The following is a 15,295-nucleotide window of genomic DNA, read 5'->3' as shown; positions in this document are numbered from 1 at the left end:
GAGGCTATTCTCGATTCGGACATCCAGCTCGCGTCCAGATGGAAAATCCGCTCGCCGAGGTAGCCTTCTTCCAAGAGCTCCTTCACGCGGAGCAGCGCGGGTATGAAACGAAAATTAAAAGCGGTCATATGAACCCGTTTGGCCGCTTGAGCCCCGGCGACCATCGTCTCCGCTTCGTTCCGGGTCAAGGCCAGCGGCTTCTCGCAGAGGACGTGAAGTCCGCGCGCGAACGCTTCCAGCGCGATCGGACCGTGAAGATTCGGCGGCGCGGCGATGCTCACCGCGTCCAGCTCTTTCATTTGCAGCAAGTCGCGGTAATCGGTGTAGATATTCGGGATGTTAAACTCTCCGGCGCTCTTTTCGGCGCCCGCTCGCGTTCGCTGGCAAAAGGCGGCGACCTCCACGTTGTCGCAGACCTGATAGGCGAGAATGTGATTCCGTCCGTAGCCGCCGCCGATGACGCCGACGCGGACTTTTCTGTTGTTCATCTGTTCAGCCATTTTATTTCGTTTCTCCCCCTCACCCTTCCCTCTCCCCCGCGACGGGGGAGAGGATTAAGGTGAGGGGGTTGCGCGCAGCGGCGCACTTCGATCTAACACTCATCGCTCAACGCGCGCGCGAAGACATTTCAGATCGAGTCAGCGGCCCCGCGAACTGACGGAGCGCCGCGAAAAAATAATTGCCTTCGAACGCGCCCGCTTCGCGGCGGAACGCTTCGCTAAGACCGGCCCAAGGAATCGCGGGATTTCTATGATGGATGCCGTGCAGGTTGAAGTGAAGTAGACTGGCGGAAAACACCCGCGGCAGGGAGAGGTTGCGCGCGTAGAAGGTGTCGTCCACCGGAGTGCCGTAATGATAGACGTTGTCGAGGAACGAGATGAGAAAAGCGCGCGCGAGCAGGACGCCGGCGAGCCAGGGCCAGTTGGCGCCATAGCTCGCGGCGCTCGCGGCCAACAGCGCCAGAATTGCCAGTCCGTCGGCGCGCATCTCTCGAATGCCTTCGTCGCGCATCAATCCCCGCATCAGATTCCCGGGCAGATCCGCGCCGCTGAAATATTTTCGCTCCATGCGGCGGAGAATAACCTTGGGGAGAAAAAACAGCAGCGGGCTCGCCAATTCCAACAGATAAAGCCCGCCCAGGATATGTGCGAAGTAGCCGAGGGAAGCGCGGGCCCTCGAGCTTTTCTCCGGAGCGTACAGCTCCGTCGCTTCCACCGGCGAGCGGTTCAGCTTGTGATGGAGCAGGTGGCTCAAGCGCAGCACCAGGAACGGCGAGGCGAAAAAAACGGCGAGCAATCTTCCGGCCAGGCGGTTGATCCGGCGCGAAGGGTGGAACATGTCGTGAATCGCTTCGTGGAGCAAGCTCCAGAACGGATTGTTCAGAGCGGCGAGCGGCAGCAGCGTAAGCGCCCACCCAGGGCTCGAAGGAAGCAGAAACAGCGGCAGAAGAAAGAATTGAAACAGATTGGCGAGGACGTGAAGTCCGGCGAGGGACAAATTCGCCGCCGCCGGGATCGCTGCGGTGCTGCGAACTTTTCCTGGTTCGATGATTTCCGCCTCCGCCACCTTTCTATCCTCTCAACCTCTGGAACAGACTGAAAAGCACGACGAAGCCGAAGCCGGCGATGATCGCGCCCGAGACGCGCTGCACCCACCGGAGGCCCCAGTGGCTGAACATCATTCTGACCACCGGCATGCCGCTGCTCAGCGCCACCCACCAGATGGCCGAACCGCAGAACACGCCGGCGGTGAGCAGCGCCGAAGCCAGATAGTGGCCGGTCAGGTCTTCGAGCCCCCAGCCGGCGTAGATCGCGACGAAAGAAAGAAGCGTCAGAGGATTGGTTAAAGTCAGGAAGAAGGTCGAAGCGTAGCCACGAAACAAACTGCTCTCCTTATTATTTGCGGCCGACACCTCGGTGGGGTGAGAAAAGAATATTTTGATTCCAATGTAGCAAAGAAAAGTTCCGCCGATCAGCCGGAGCCACACCTGTTGATCGATCAGGAAGCCGGAGACCAGCGTGAGTCCAAGCGCCACGACGCCGGCCGAAAGTGCATCGGCGGTGGCAATTCCGAGCCCGGAAAAAAGCCCGTAGGTCGGTCCTTTCGACAAAGTCCGATTGACGCAGAGCAGGCCGATGGGCCCGACGGGCACGGCGACCATCAGACCGATGGCGAAACCTTTGAGAAACAGACTCGCTTCCATGAGTACGTCCTACCCGTTTTAGCGAAAAATCGGAAGCAACGCCGGCCTCTGTATCCTACCGCGCGCAGCGAAAGCCGATGTTATGGTGGCCCGAGCGGAAGTTGCGCGAGAGGCCTTTGCCGCGAAAGGTCGTGGTCAGTTCAGCCGCAGTAGAATCGTGACCTCCGCCTCTCGTGCCCCGCTCCGGGCCGGGCGTCGAGTTTTCGCGGCCATCGGAAGAGTTATAAGGATAGGGAAGATAAGCGCTACTGACCCATTCCCACGCGTTGCCCGACATGTCGACGACCCCGTACGGACTTGCGCCTTTGGAAAAGCCGTCCACCGGCGCGGTGTTGTTGTACCCGGCATTGAACCGAGCGCGCGAACCGTCCGGCGCCTCGTGGCCCCAGGGAAATTTTCGGCCGTCGGTCCCGCGCGCGGCCTTTTCCCACTCGGCCTCCGTCGGCAGCCGCTTCTTCGCCCAAGCGCAGTAATCGCGCGCGCCCGCCCACGAGACCTCAACGACGGGGTGGTTCTCGTAACCTTTGTCCGCGGCCCATTTTCCTTCGCGCCGATGGACGCGCGCGTCCGAATCGTCGGCGTCGAACAGTTCCTCCCCCACGGAATTAACCGGCCCGGCAGCGTCGAGAAATTCGGCAAACTTGGCGTTCGTGACGGGCAGCCGGTCGATGGAAAACGCCGCCACCTCGACACGATGCGCGGGCCGCTCATCTGAAGGTCCGTCATTGTTGCCCATGATGAATTGCCCCGCCGGAATCGATACCATATCGCCCGTCTCGCCAGCCGAGGCCTCGGCGGTAAGCAGCGCCGCCAAACAAATAACGCAAAAGAAACAATTTTGCGCTCTTGTAGCCGGTGAGGATTTCATGCCGCAGGCTGGTCAAACGACGTGATCTTATACAGGATCGTCTCTAGCTGCAACCGTAAGAAGGAAGAGTACTTGCCGTGCCGCTTCCGGTGTGACAAATTCTTGGCGCATGACTCTTCCGATGACCTTTCAGCGCCGCGGCATCGTCGAAGGATTCTTCGGACCGCCGTGGAGCATGAAGCACCGCGCGGCGATGTTTAAATTCGGCGCCGCGCGCGGGATGAACACCTATCTCTACGCGCCGAAAGACGATCCCTACCACCGCGAGAAGTGGCATCGACCGTATCCGCTGAAACAATGGCAGGAGATGCTGCGACTCGTCCGCGCCGCGCAGAAACACAAAATCGATTTCGTCTATGGCTTTCATCCGGGAAAGGGCCTGCGGTTCGGCGACGATGCGCCGGTTCGCATTCTGCTCGCTAAGGCCGAGCGCTTCTATGACGCCGGCGTACGCACGTTCGCCATCCTCTTCGACGATATTCCCTCGCATCTCGAACACGAGAAAGACCGAAGATACTTCGGCAGCAGCCTGGCGCGCGCCGAAGGAGAGTGGCTGGCGAAAATCCTCGCGCGCCAGCCTGCGCGGTGGAGCGACGTGGAGTGGTGGATCTGCCCTTCCTACTATACGGACGATCCGATGCTGGCGCGGGTATTCGGAGAATTCGAACCGAACTTCCTGGAGAATATGGCCGAGCGCCTTCCGCCATCCGTCGCCTGTTTTTGGACTGGACCGAAAGTCGTGTGCAAGAAAATTACGCTGGCGGACACGCGCCGGGCTTTGCACCGCATCAATCATGCGCTGATCCTTTGGGACAATTATCCGGTGAACGACATTTCCATGTCCGCGGAGATGCACGTCGATCCGCTCAACGGCCGCGATCCGCGCCTCCCGGAGCTGGTCTACGGCTACCTCAACAACCCGCTGCTGCAGGAATCGTTGAGCTTTATCCCGCTGGCAACCTGTTTCGACTACGCCGCCGAGCCCGCCGCTTACGATCCGGAAAAGAGTTGGGAGCGGATCATCAAACAGCGCTGCGGCAACGACGCCCTGCCGCATTGGCGAGCGCTGCGGAGATTTTTCGGGCGCCTCAACGGGCAGAAAGATAAGACCCAGCCTTTGCCGTTGGAGGCGAAGGAAATCTCGACTCTGTCCGCGGCGCATCGGTACATGATGAAGCATAGCCGGGAATCCTGGGCTAAAGAATTGCGCCCCTGGACGCATCTGCTGCAAAAGAGCTTGACCTAGGCGAAAGGCTGAGGGAGAATCGAAATCTGGCACGACTGAACTGGAGGACCTTATGGCAAAAGCACAAATCAAGCACATGGCCATTGCGAGCGAAAATTACGCTCTCATGGGACGATTTTACGAAGCATTGTTTCACCTGCGCACCTCGCCGCGCGCGAAACCGGAAAGCGCCGTCGTCGTCGGCGACGGCTACGTCGGCATGAACATCAACCCGCGTAGGTCGGGTCGACAGGCCGGCTTCGACCACTTTGGCTTCGAGGTGGACAGCGTCGAAACGGTTCTGGGGCGAATCAAAGCGAAGTACCCGTCGGTCAACGTGCTCAAGCGTCCCGGCAACCGGCCGTTCGCCGGGCTGAGCGCGCACGATCCCGCGGGCAATGTCTTCGATCTTTCACAGAAGGGAATGGAAAATCGCCGCGACGTTTACGAAGACGGCGACTGGAAACAGGATCGCACAATCAGCCACTTCGGTCTGAGAACGGTCATGCCGGAACTGCTGGCGCGGTTCTACGTCGATCTGTTCGAGCTGCGCGCCCAGGAAAAACCGGCCGGCGATCCTAACCACTACTTGTCGGACGGTCGAGTGACTCTCATCGTCATGCCGTGGAACATCAACGACTATGCGGGATCCGGCATCGAGCGGCCGGCGCCCGAGCATATCGGTTTCAAGGTGGAGAGCGTCGAGGCGTTCAAGAAGGATCTCGAGACATTGATCGGACGAAATCCACGGCTCTCACCCAGCCCCATCGGCGGCGGGCCGGAGGGCGCAGCGCGGCTCAAGCTGTTCACCGCGTCGTGTCCTTTCGGCAAATACCATCTCGCCGACCCCGACGGCGTGCTGATCGACGTGTCGGACGCATAGATTTCCATCCAACAATGGAAATCTTCCGAATGAAAGTGTAAACAAATTCAGGAGGGCGAATGGACATCACCACGCTGATATGGGTCAACACGCTCGTGATCATGGCGGTAGTGATTATCGGATTAGTCGTAGGCCTATACGAAGGCAGAAAAATTGCCGAGGCCTTGGAGCGCGCCTCCGAAACAGCTTCCCGCAACGAACGTCTAACACTGGCCGTCCTTGATCGGTTGACCCCGCAGCCCGGCGGAAGGGCTACCAGCTAAGCCGAATATTTTTCAAGCGTTGATATTTGTAAGAGTTATCTCATGCCGACTGAGAAATTCGTTCAGGTTGATGGTCTCAAGACCCGCTACCTCGAAGAAGGAAGCGGTACGGAAGTTTTGCTATTGCACGGCGCTTCGCTCGGCTCGTCGGCGGACGTTTGGGAGTGCAACCTCGAGCCGCTGGCTCGCCATGGCCTCCGCGCCATCGCCTTCGATCAGCCCGGCTTCGGCCTCACCGACAATCCTAGAGATTTTTCAGTAGCTTACCGACGCCGATTCATCCTTCAGTTCATGGACGCGTTGCGAATTAAAAAGGCGAGTCTCGTCGGCCACTCGCAAGCCGGAAACATGGCGGTCGGCCTCGCCTTCGATCAGCCGGATCGGACTTCCAAGGTTGTCGCGCTCGCGACCGGCAGCCTGCTTCCCCCGTTGGCTGAAAGCGGAAAAGGCGGCGGTGGGGAGGGAGAAGAGGGAGGAAGCTCCGAGCCTAGTCTCAATGATACCCGCGCGCTGCTGGAACACAATCTCTTCAACCATTCCTTGATTACACCGGAAGTCTTGGAGAAGCGCCATCGCATGAGCGTAGGCAAGAATTTTCAAGCTTTCCTTGAGCGAGCAAAAGCTCCGCGAGGCGGCGGCAAAGATGCTGTGCCTATTTGGGAGCGTCTGCACCAACTGCTCGTGCCTTTGCTAATGATCTATGGCAAGCAGGACCGCAGCTCCGCGGCAGCCAGAGCCGCTGCGCTCAAGGAGCGGTTTCCTACACTCAACCTCCACCTTTTGGACAAATGTAAGCATCTTGCTCAATGGGACGCGGCGGAAGAGTTCGTTTCACTTAGCGGTAAATTCCTCGCGCCTTAGCCTGCGTTGCATCTCCACCGCTCTCTTCTTGATCGCCCGCGACGCCTGTCGTAAAACGTAACCGTATGGACACGGATATTACAAACATCTCTGCCGCCGATCTCGTGCGTCTGCTCAAGGACGCGCGCAAGCGCACGCTGGAGTTGATCGAAGATCTCAATGACGAGCAGATGATCGGGCCGCGGCTCGCGATCGTGAATCCGCCGCTCTGGGAGATCGGCCACGTCGCCTGGACACAGGAGTTCTGGACCCTGCGCCATCTGCGCGGGCAAAAACCTCTCGTCGAGGGTGGCGACGCACTCTACAACTCCACGGACGTCGCCCACGATACGCGTTGGGAGCTTCTGCTCCCTTCCCGCAAAGATACGCTGTCATATATCGATGCGGTGCTAAACCGCGTCACCGGCGCGCTCAACTCGCGCGATCCGTCGCCGGAGGAAATCTACTTTTATCTCCTCGTCCTCTTTCACGAAGACATGCACGGAGAGGCGCTAGCCTACACGAGGCAAACTCTAGGCTATGCGCCGCCGAAACTCAGCGTTCCGCAGCAAAACACGACGGCGCAATTATCCGGCGGAATCTTGTCCGGTGACGTAGAGATTTCCGGCGGCACGTTCATGCTGGGCGCGTCGCCGGGCGCGCCGTTCGTCTTCGACAACGAGAAGTGGGCACACCCGGTCGATATCAAACCATTCCGCATCGCGCGCGGAGCCGTGACGAACGGAGAGTTTGCTGGGTTCGTTGACGACGGCGGCTACCGCCGGCGGGAATTGTGGAGCGAAGGGGGTTGGCGCTGGCTGGAAACCGGCGGCTCGCCGGCGCTCGATCGGTCTTTTTCCAAATTCTTCAAAAGAGAACAGGAATACGAGTCGGCATTCTCGCCGAGCAAAACCGAACATCCGGTCTACTGGAAAAAGGAAGCCAACGGCCGCTGGCTGCAGCGAATCTTCGATCAACATGCGCCTCTGCGAAAAGATTTTCCCGTAATGCACGTCAACTGGTGCGAGGCCGAGGCTTACTGCAAGTGGGCGCGCCGCAGGCTGCCGACGGAAGCGGAATGGGAGATGGCCGCCGCTGGAGAACCTCACGTCAAAGAAAAAAAACGAAACTTTCCCTGGGGCGGCGAACCTCCGACCCCGGAGCGCGCGAATCTCGACGGCCGCGCTTTGGATGTGGTCGAAGCCGGCGCGCTGCCCGCAGGAGACAGCGCCTTCGGCTGCCGCCAGATGATTGGCAACGTTTGGGAATGGACGGCGAGCGACTTCCGGCCCTACCCGGGCTTTGTCGTCGATCCCTACAAGGAATATTCCGAGCCCTGGTTCGGTACGCATAAAGTTCTGCGCGGCGGCTGTTGGGCGACGCGCGCGCGTCTAATCCGCAACACCTGGCGCAACTTTTACACGCCCGACCGGCGCGACGTGTGGGCGGGTTTCCGCACTTGCGCCCTCTAAAGATGAAAATCCGAATCGTCACGCCGGCCGGTCCGATGGATCGGAACGGCAACAGCATCACGGCGCTTAGGTGGGCACGTATTCTCAAGCAATTGGGGCATCGAGTCTTCGTGGACGAGACCTACCGCGGCGAGGCGTGCAATCTCCTGATCGCTCTCCACGCTCGGAAAAGCGCCGACTCGATCCGGCTTTTTAAAAAGCAATATCCTGATCTGCCGCTGGTCGTCGCGTTGACGGGGACCGACCTCTATCGGGATATCCGCACCAGCCGAGCCGCCCAGCAATCACTCGATCTGGCGGACCGGCTGATCGTTCTCCAACCGATGGGCCTGGCGGAGCTGCCGCGCCGGCTGCGACGGAAGACGCGGGTCATTTATCAATCGGCGTCGCGTGTCCGACGCCAAATGCGGCGCCATCATATTTTCAAGGTTTGCGTCATCGGCCACCTCCGTGCGGAAAAAGATCCCCTGCGGACGGCCCGGGCCGCACGCCACCTCCCCGCCTCATCTAAAATTCAGGTTGTGCACGTCGGCCGGGCGATGAACGAGGCAATGGGGACACGGGCGCGCGCCGAGGCGGCGCGCAATCCGCGCTACCGCTGGCTGGGAGAGCTGGCACATTGGAAGACGCGGCGTTTGCTGGCAGGCAGCCATCTTTTGTCGCTAACTTCCCGAATGGAAGGCAGCGCTAATGTTTTGTCCGAGGCGATCGCTTCGTCGGTGCCCGTCGTCGCTTCGAAGATATCCGGCCTCATCGGCACCCTCGGCAAACATTATCCCGGCTACTTCCCCGCCGGAGACACACGCGCCCTCGTTCGACTTCTCCGCAGGGCCGAGAGCGAGTCGCGCTTTTACCGGCAACTGAAATCCCACTGCGCGGGATTGCGGCCCCTGGCCGACCCCAGGCAGGAGCGCGCCGCGTGGAAAGCGTTGCTGAGCGAATTGTCGTCAAGCCGCGCAGTCAACTCTCCTTCGGCGCCTCGTGAATCCAGGACTTGATCCAAGGCAAGACTAAGAACGCGGGCAGCGAGACGAGAAACGTCAGAGCGAAATAATTTCCATAACCGAATCGCTCCGCCCCGAACCCGCTGATCCCTCCCACCAGCCGGCCGGTAAGCGAGAAGATCGACGACAAGAACGCGTATTGGACGGTGGCGTGTTCTTTTTGGCACACGTTCATGAGGAACGCTAGAAATGCAGCCGTTCCGAGACCGCCGCTGAAAGACTCGAAAATCGAAGCGCCATAGAGACCGAAGCGACCCAGGTCCATCCATTGCACCAGCGAGTAACCTAGATTCGAAGTCGCCTGGAGCAAACCGAGAAACCACACCGCGTGAAAAATGCCGAAGCGGGAAATAAAAGCTCCGCCGGCGAGCGCGCCGGCCACGCTCAAGACGATGCCGAAGGTGGTCGGCATCAATCCGATTTGAAACACGAGATCCTCTTTCAACGGCCATATCGAGCTTCCGTAATCCACCCAAAAAGGTTTCACCATCGGACCGATCGCGAATTCACCTAACTTGTACGTCAAAACAAAAAGCACCAGCGGAACGACGCGCCAGGTGCCGGCCCAGCCGACAAAGCCCGCCAGCCAATGCACGCGCGCCTCTTCGGGCAAGGTCAATTTCGGAATCGCCCGCGTCGAGAGCGCCAAAAGAGCCAGCATGGCGCCGGCCAAAACGAAGAGCTTGCTCCAGTCCAAGATCGCGGCCAGAAACACAACGCCGCCTCCGAAAACAACCAGCGCCACGCGGTAAGCGGAAGCGCGCACGCCGTTGGCCGGCCCTTCTTCTTCGCGACGGACGAGACCGACACTGTACGAATCGATGGCGACATCCTGCGTCGCGGATAGGGTCGTCAGCGCAAGCAGCAGGATGAGGAGAAGCCAAGTCACTTGCGTCGCGTCCACAAACGGCAGAAACCCCACGACGAGGGCGACGCCCCCCATGCAGCCAAAAATCCAAACGCGGCGGTCGCCGTAGCGATGCACCAGAGGCGACCATAGAACTTTCAAAGAATACGGAAGCTCGAGCAGGCGCAGGCCGCCGATCGCCGCGAGAGAGATTCCTTGCAGTCGCAGATAGATCGGCAGAACTTCCCAAAGAATTCCCAACGGGCTGCCTTGAATGAAGTAGAGCAGCGCGACGACGCCGAGCTTGCGCCGCGAGTCGTGCGGCAGGTGGTCGGCTCCGAGAAATTTCCAGATGCTGATTTTCATCAGATGGCTGAAATTGCAGAAAGAACTTCCACGAGGGGTAGCAGATGTTCACGCGGATATAAAGAGACGGGTCACATAGCGCGTTACGGCGATTATTTGAATCTCGCTTCCAGGAACGGGAGGAGTCTCAAGACTACGAATCCAAGAAATGCGCCCGCCGCGGCAAGAAAATAGTAGCCCAGGCCGATCGCCATGCCGATTCCGCAGACCAGCCAGATCGTAGCCGCCGACGTTAAGCCCTGCACGCCAGTCTCTGTGCGCAGAATGGTCCCCGCGCCCAGAAAGCCGATTCCGGTGATGATTCCGGCGGCCATTCTGGTGATATCGACGGCGGACTGGGGATATTCTTCGAAAGCCATGAGAGCGATCAAAATGAACATCGTCGTGCCCATGCAGACGAGGATATTGGTCCGTAAGCCGGCGGGCTTCTGGGCGGACGCCCGCTCCAGACCGATAACTCCGCCCAGCAATATGGCGAGAACCAATCTCAATCCGATCTCGGAATAACTCATACAAACCCCCGCGCGCTTCGGAACCAGCCAGACGTATAGCACCTTTGTCTTTTACAACCAAAGGAGTGTTGGGCAGCGCTCTTCATGATTACTTAACATCGTTTTCATCCTGCAGTCAGATTTTATCGTTAGCTTGGGAGCCGGAAAGAGCAACGATCGCTTTCACGCGGGAGGTGCCGCTATGGAGTTTCCGTGCCGCAGTCCTTGCAACAGAACATTCATGGTTCTGTAACAAATTTGTAACAATCTTTGGCCAAATTAAACATGAAGAGGAGAGAAAGATGAGAAACAAATGGTATTGGCTGTTTATGGCGCTGTTGGTTGGTGGTTCGCTGGCGGCGATTTCGAGCTTGGCTGTGCCGGAAACGGCGGCGCAGATCGTTCAAATCGACGGCTCCAGCACCGTGTTCCCGGTCACGGAAGCGGTGGCCGAGGAATTCCAGAAGGCAAAAAGAGGCAAAGTTAAAGTCACGGTCGGCATCTCCGGCACCGGCGGCGGCTTCAAGAAGTTCTGCCGCGGCGAGACGGATATCAGCGACGCGTCGCGGCCGATCCTCAAGCAAGAAATGGAGACCTGCAAAGGGACGGGCGTCCAATATTACGAGCTGCCCGTCGCTTTCGACGCATTGACCGTGATGGTCAATCCTAAAAACGACTGGATCTCGTCTCTGACGGTGGCCGACTTGAAAAAAATCTGGGAGCCGGGCGCCCAGGCCAAAGTGACCCATTGGAACCAGGTGCGTCCGACGTGGCCGAACGCGCCGCTGAAGCTCTTCGGTCCGGGCGCCGATTCCGGCACGTTCGACTACTTCACCGAAGCGATCGTGGGCAAGGCCAAGGCCAGCCGCGGCGACTTCACCGCCAGCGAGGACGACAACGTGCTCGTCCAGGGAATCGCCAACGATAAGAACGCTCTCGGTTACTTCGGCTTTGCGTACTACATCGAGAACCAGAAAAAACTCAAAGCCGTGCCCATCGACGGCGGCAAAGGTCCGGTCGCGCCTTCACCGAAGACCGTCGAAGACGGCACGTATCAGCCGCTGTCCCGGCCGATCTTTATCTACGTGAGCAAAAAAGCGGCCGGCAAGCCTGAAGTCAAAGAGTTCGTCGAGTTCTACATGCAGAACGCAGCCAAGCTCGTGAAGCAGGTTAAATACGTGGCGCTCCCCGCCAACGCATACACGTTGGGCCTTGAGCATTTCCAAAAAGGCAAAATCGGAACGGTGTTCGACGGCGAAGCGCAGGTCGGCATCAAGATCGAAGAGCTGCTCAAGCGCGAGGGGAAATTTTAGGCGGCGCGTGAAATCTCGGAGGGCAGCCTCGGGATGCCCTCCATAGACTATGAACCCTTCCAATTACGCGGAAACGGCGGCGCCGGCGGCGGCGCAACGCCTTGCCGGTCTGTTGGCGCGCCGGTTGGGCGAGAAGATCATCGAAGCGCTGCTTTTTCTAGCGGCGCTCTCGTCGGTCGGCATCACGGTAGGCATCGTTGGAATCCTTCTCTACGAGTCCGCCGAGTTTTTCAGGCATGTCTCCGTTGTAGACTTTCTTACCGATACGCAGTGGACCGTGCTGTTCACCGATCCGCACTACGGCATCATGCCGCTGGTGACGGGGACGGTCGTCACTTCGGCGGTCGCACTGCTCGTCGCATTGCCGCTCGGGACCGTCATCGCCATCTATCTCAGCGAGTACGCGACCAATAAAGTTAGGGAGATCATCAAGCCCGCCCTGGAGCTTCTCAGCGCGGTTCCGACCGTGGTCTTCGGTTACTTCGCCCTGCTGTTCGTGACGCCTCTGTTGCAGCGGCTGCTGCCGAATCTTCCCGGCTTCAACATGCTCAGCGCCGGAATCGTGATCGGCATCATGATCGTTCCGTACGTAAGCTCTTTGAGCGAGGACGCGATGAAGGCCGTGCCGGTGCAGATCCGGGAAGGCTCGTATGCCATGGGCGCGACCCGGCTGCAAACGGCTCTGAGGGTGCTCGTTCCTTCCGCTTTCTCCGGCATCGCCTCGGCCTATGTCCTGGGCTTTTCGCGCGCCGTCGGCGAAACCATGGTGGTCGCCATCGCCGCCGGCCAGCAGCCCAACCTGACGTTGAATCCCATGGAAGGCGCGGCGACGATCACCGCCTACATCGTGCAAGTGAGTCTCGGCGATCTGCCGCACGGCAGCGTCGCGTATCAGAGCATATTCGCCGCCGGGCTGACGTTGATGCTGATGACGCTCGTCTTCAACATCGCCGGCTATCTGTTGCGCAAGAAATTCCGGGAGATTTATTAAAATGGCTCCGGCGGGAACCGAACGGGGCGCCGGGGCGTCGCGGCGTAAATTTTACGACCGGGCGTTCGCGATTTTCGGCTTGCTGGCGACTTTCGTCGGCTTGATTACGCTTTCCGCCCTGATCCTGGACCTGGCGCTCGACGGCGCGGACCGGCTGAGCGCGCAATTTCTCAGTTCCTTCCCTTCGCGCTTTCCCGAGCAGGCGGGGATTCTCTCGGCCTGGGTCGGCACGACCCTGGTCATGCTGGTGACGGCGTCGACCGCCGTTCCGATGGGCGTCGCCGCCGGAGTCTATCTCGAAGAGTACGCGCCGAAAAACTGGCTCACCGCTCTGATCGAAATCAACATCGCCAACCTGGCCGGCGTCCCTTCGATCGTTTACGGCCTCATGGCCCTGGGACTGTTTGTGTACCAACTGCGTTTGGGACAAAGCGTTCTCACCGCCGGACTGACGCTGGCTTTGCTGATTCTTCCGATCGTCATCGTCGCGACGCGGGAATCCGTCCGCGCCGTTCCCGGCAGCATCCACGAGGCCGCCTATGCCCTCGGCGCGACCAAGTGGCAAATGGTCAAAGACCACGTGTTGCCGTATTCGACGGGCGGTATTTTGACCGGAGTCATCATCGCGCTGTCGCGTGCGATCGGAGAAACCGCCCCGTTGATCACGATCGGCGCCCTGACGTTTATCGCCTTCCTTCCCGGTTCGCCCGTCAAGGCCGAGTTTCCTTTTATTTCGTTCGACTGGCTCATGTCCCCGTTCACGGTGATGCCGATCCAGATGTTCAACTGGGTTTCCCGCCCGCAGGAGGAATTCCACCTGAATGCGGCCGCCGCGGGTCTGGTTTTGATGCTCATGACGCTGGTGATGAACGGCCTGGCGATTTATTTGCGCTACCGCTTCAGGAAGCGAATCCGGTGGTAGCTGGAATCGGAGTGGAAAAGGAAGCCTGATGGGAGGTAAGATGCAGCTTCAAGAACGAGCGGAGATCCCCAAGATCAGGATGGAGCCCGCCGTCACGGGAAATGACCGAGTGGACGCAAAAGGCTCGGCCGGCGCCAAGTCGATCATCGAGGTGCGCGACCTGGACGTTTTCTATGGTCCGACTCACGCGCTCAAATCCGTCGGCGTCGAAATAGCCGAAAAAAAGGTCACGGCCTTCATCGGCCCCTCGGGCTGCGGCAAGACGACGCTCTTGCGCTGTCTCAACCGCATGAACGATCTCATCCCGAACGTTCGGATCACCGGCAGCGTCAAGCTCGCCGGCAGCGAGATCTACGATTCGGCCACCGACGTCATCAATCTCCGGCGCCGCGTGGGAATGATTTTTCAGAAGTGGAATCCCTTTCCCAAGAGCATCTATGAAAACGTGATCTATGGGCTTAGAATCGTCGGCATCAACGACCGCCGCCGGCTGGACACGGCGGTGGAAACGAATCTCAAGCGCGCCGCGTTGTGGGACGAGGTCAAGGACAACTTGCACAAAAGCGCCGCCGACCTTTCCGGCGGACAGCAGCAGCGCCTCTGCATCGCGCGCGCGCTCGCCGTCGAGCCCGAGGTGCTGCTGATGGACGAGCCCTGCTCGGCGCTGGACCCGATCTCGACGGCGAAGATTGAGGAGCTGATTCACGAGCTGAAGCATACATTCACAATCGTTATCGTGACGCACAACATGCAGCAGGCCGCCCGCGTGTCCGACGCGACGGCTTTTTTCTACCTCGGCGAATTGATAGAATTCGGCGAGACGGGCAGGCTCTTCACCACGCCCGTGAAGCGGCAGACGGAGGACTACATTACGGGGAGATTCGGCTAAACGCTCGGCGGTTTAAAGGAGTTATCCATGCTGGCGCAACACACGGATAAAAAGTACGAGGAGGACCTGAAGAAGCTCCGCGAGGACATCCTCTACATGGGCGGCCTGGTGGAGAACCAGATCCAAAAAGCGGTCAGCTCGCTCGTCGAGCGCGACTCCGCGCTGGCGGAGACGATCATTCAAAGAGACCATGAGGTGAACCGGCTCGACGTGGAGATCGACGATCTCTGCATCCGCTTGCTCGCCCTGCACCAGCCGGCGGCGCGCGACCTACGCTTCATCACGACCGCGCTCAAGATCACGACCGATCTGGAGCGGATCGGCGACATGGCCGTCAACATCTGCGAGCGGGCCCTGGAGCTTAACGTCGAGCCGCAGCTCAAGCCCTACATCGACATCCCGCGCATGGCGCGGACTTCCGAACGCATGATCCGCGAGAGCCTCGACGCCTTCGTGCGCGAAGACACCGACCTCGCCTTGAAGGTTTGCAAAGATGACCAGGAGGTCGACGATCTCAACAGCCAGATCTTTCGCGAGACGATCAGCTTCATGATCGAAGATCCCCACACGATCAATCGCGCGATGAAGATCAGCTCGATATCGAAATATCTCGAGCGGATCGCCGACCACGCCACCAACATCGCCGAGATGGTGGTCTTCATGGTCAAAGGCAAAAGCATACGGCATATGAAAGATATCCCTCAATCGATCTAACCCG

General features: G+C 59.4%; 17 protein-coding genes. 11 read left to right on the top strand and 6 right to left on the bottom strand.

Annotated elements, in window-relative coordinates:
• The 4 genes from VGL70_09815 to VGL70_09800 all read right to left on the bottom strand — a co-directional run.
• The coding region (locus VGL70_09815; protein HEY3303812.1) for a Gfo/Idh/MocA family oxidoreductase at positions 1-500 on the bottom strand (500 nt) is incomplete at its 3' end.
• Positions 501-606: 106 nt separating this feature from the next.
• Positions 607-1,566, bottom strand: a complete 960-nt coding sequence (locus VGL70_09810; protein HEY3303811.1) for a fatty acid desaturase — start codon at positions 1,564-1,566, stop codon at positions 607-609.
• A gap of 4 nt (positions 1,567-1,570) precedes the next feature.
• Positions 1,571-2,203, bottom strand: coding sequence for a LysE family transporter (locus VGL70_09805; protein HEY3303810.1), 633 nt, complete (start codon positions 2,201-2,203; stop codon positions 1,571-1,573).
• Positions 2,204-2,258: 55 nt separating this feature from the next.
• The gene (locus VGL70_09800; GenBank protein HEY3303809.1) at positions 2,259-2,969 is read right to left on the bottom strand and encodes an SUMF1/EgtB/PvdO family nonheme iron enzyme; all 711 of its coding nucleotides are present in this window, start codon (positions 2,967-2,969) and stop codon (positions 2,259-2,261) included.
• A 223-nt stretch (positions 2,970-3,192) separates the two neighbouring features.
• Here VGL70_09800 and VGL70_09795 point away from each other — a divergent pair, with 223 nt between their 5' ends.
• The 6 genes from VGL70_09795 (at position 3,193) to senB (ending at position 8,752) form a co-directional block, all read left to right on the top strand.
• Entirely contained in the window at positions 3,193-4,317 is a 1,125-nt protein-coding gene (locus VGL70_09795) for a beta-N-acetylglucosaminidase domain-containing protein (protein ID HEY3303808.1), read from the top strand.
• A gap of 52 nt (positions 4,318-4,369) precedes the next feature.
• Positions 4,370-5,179 (top strand): VOC family protein, encoded by an 810-nt coding sequence (locus VGL70_09790; protein ID HEY3303807.1) that lies wholly within the window; start codon positions 4,370-4,372, stop codon positions 5,177-5,179.
• A gap of 59 nt (positions 5,180-5,238) precedes the next feature.
• On the top strand, positions 5,239-5,442 hold the full coding sequence (locus VGL70_09785; GenBank protein HEY3303806.1) for a hypothetical protein: 204 nt from the start codon (positions 5,239-5,241) through the stop codon (positions 5,440-5,442).
• Positions 5,443-5,484: 42 nt separating this feature from the next.
• A complete protein-coding gene (locus VGL70_09780; GenBank protein ID HEY3303805.1) occupies positions 5,485-6,303 on the top strand; it encodes an alpha/beta hydrolase in 819 nt (272 codons plus the stop codon).
• A 65-nt stretch (positions 6,304-6,368) separates the two neighbouring features.
• Positions 6,369-7,754: a selenoneine synthase SenA gene (gene senA / locus VGL70_09775; GenBank protein ID HEY3303804.1), complete on the top strand. Its 1,386-nt coding sequence runs from the start codon at positions 6,369-6,371 to the stop codon at positions 7,752-7,754.
• A gap of 2 nt (positions 7,755-7,756) precedes the next feature.
• On the top strand, positions 7,757-8,752 hold the full coding sequence (gene senB, locus VGL70_09770; protein HEY3303803.1) for a selenoneine biosynthesis selenosugar synthase SenB: 996 nt from the start codon (positions 7,757-7,759) through the stop codon (positions 8,750-8,752).
• On the opposite strand, the gene VGL70_09765 is transcribed toward senB, so the two are convergent.
• A complete protein-coding gene (locus VGL70_09765) occupies positions 8,715-9,971 on the bottom strand; it encodes an MFS transporter (GenBank protein HEY3303802.1) in 1,257 nt (418 codons plus the stop codon). The genes senB and VGL70_09765 overlap by 38 nt on opposite strands.
• 92 nt (positions 9,972-10,063) lie before the next feature.
• The gene (locus tag VGL70_09760) at positions 10,064-10,483 is read right to left on the bottom strand and encodes an MgtC/SapB family protein (protein ID HEY3303801.1); all 420 of its coding nucleotides are present in this window, start codon (positions 10,481-10,483) and stop codon (positions 10,064-10,066) included.
• 308 nt (positions 10,484-10,791) lie between these two features.
• Here VGL70_09760 and VGL70_09755 point away from each other — a divergent pair, with 308 nt between their 5' ends.
• The 5 genes from VGL70_09755 (at position 10,792) to phoU (ending at position 15,291) form a co-directional block, all read left to right on the top strand.
• Positions 10,792-11,775 (top strand): PstS family phosphate ABC transporter substrate-binding protein, encoded by a 984-nt coding sequence (locus VGL70_09755; protein HEY3303800.1) that lies wholly within the window; start codon positions 10,792-10,794, stop codon positions 11,773-11,775.
• A gap of 49 nt (positions 11,776-11,824) precedes the next feature.
• Complete coding sequence (gene pstC / locus VGL70_09750; GenBank protein HEY3303799.1) at positions 11,825-12,766, top strand: phosphate ABC transporter permease subunit PstC; 942 nt, start codon at positions 11,825-11,827, stop codon at positions 12,764-12,766.
• 1 nt (position 12,767) lies between these two features.
• Positions 12,768-13,688 (top strand): phosphate ABC transporter permease PstA, encoded by a 921-nt coding sequence (pstA, locus tag VGL70_09745; protein HEY3303798.1) that lies wholly within the window; start codon positions 12,768-12,770, stop codon positions 13,686-13,688.
• Between the two features lie 79 nt (positions 13,689-13,767).
• Positions 13,768-14,577 carry a phosphate ABC transporter ATP-binding protein PstB gene (gene pstB / locus VGL70_09740; GenBank protein ID HEY3303797.1) on the top strand — a complete coding sequence of 270 codons (810 nt, stop codon included), beginning with the start codon at positions 13,768-13,770 and terminating at the stop codon, positions 14,575-14,577.
• A 27-nt stretch (positions 14,578-14,604) separates the two neighbouring features.
• On the top strand, positions 14,605-15,291 hold the full coding sequence (gene phoU / locus VGL70_09735; GenBank protein HEY3303796.1) for a phosphate signaling complex protein PhoU: 687 nt from the start codon (positions 14,605-14,607) through the stop codon (positions 15,289-15,291).
• Positions 15,292-15,295: the final 4 nt, after the last annotated feature.

It is taken from the genome of Candidatus Binatia bacterium (genome assembly GCA_036504975.1).
Classification (GTDB): Bacteria; Desulfobacterota; Binatia; order UBA9968; family UBA9968; genus JAJPJQ01.
Note: the sequence above shows the minus strand (reverse complement) of the source record. Positions and strands in the feature narration are given on the sequence as shown.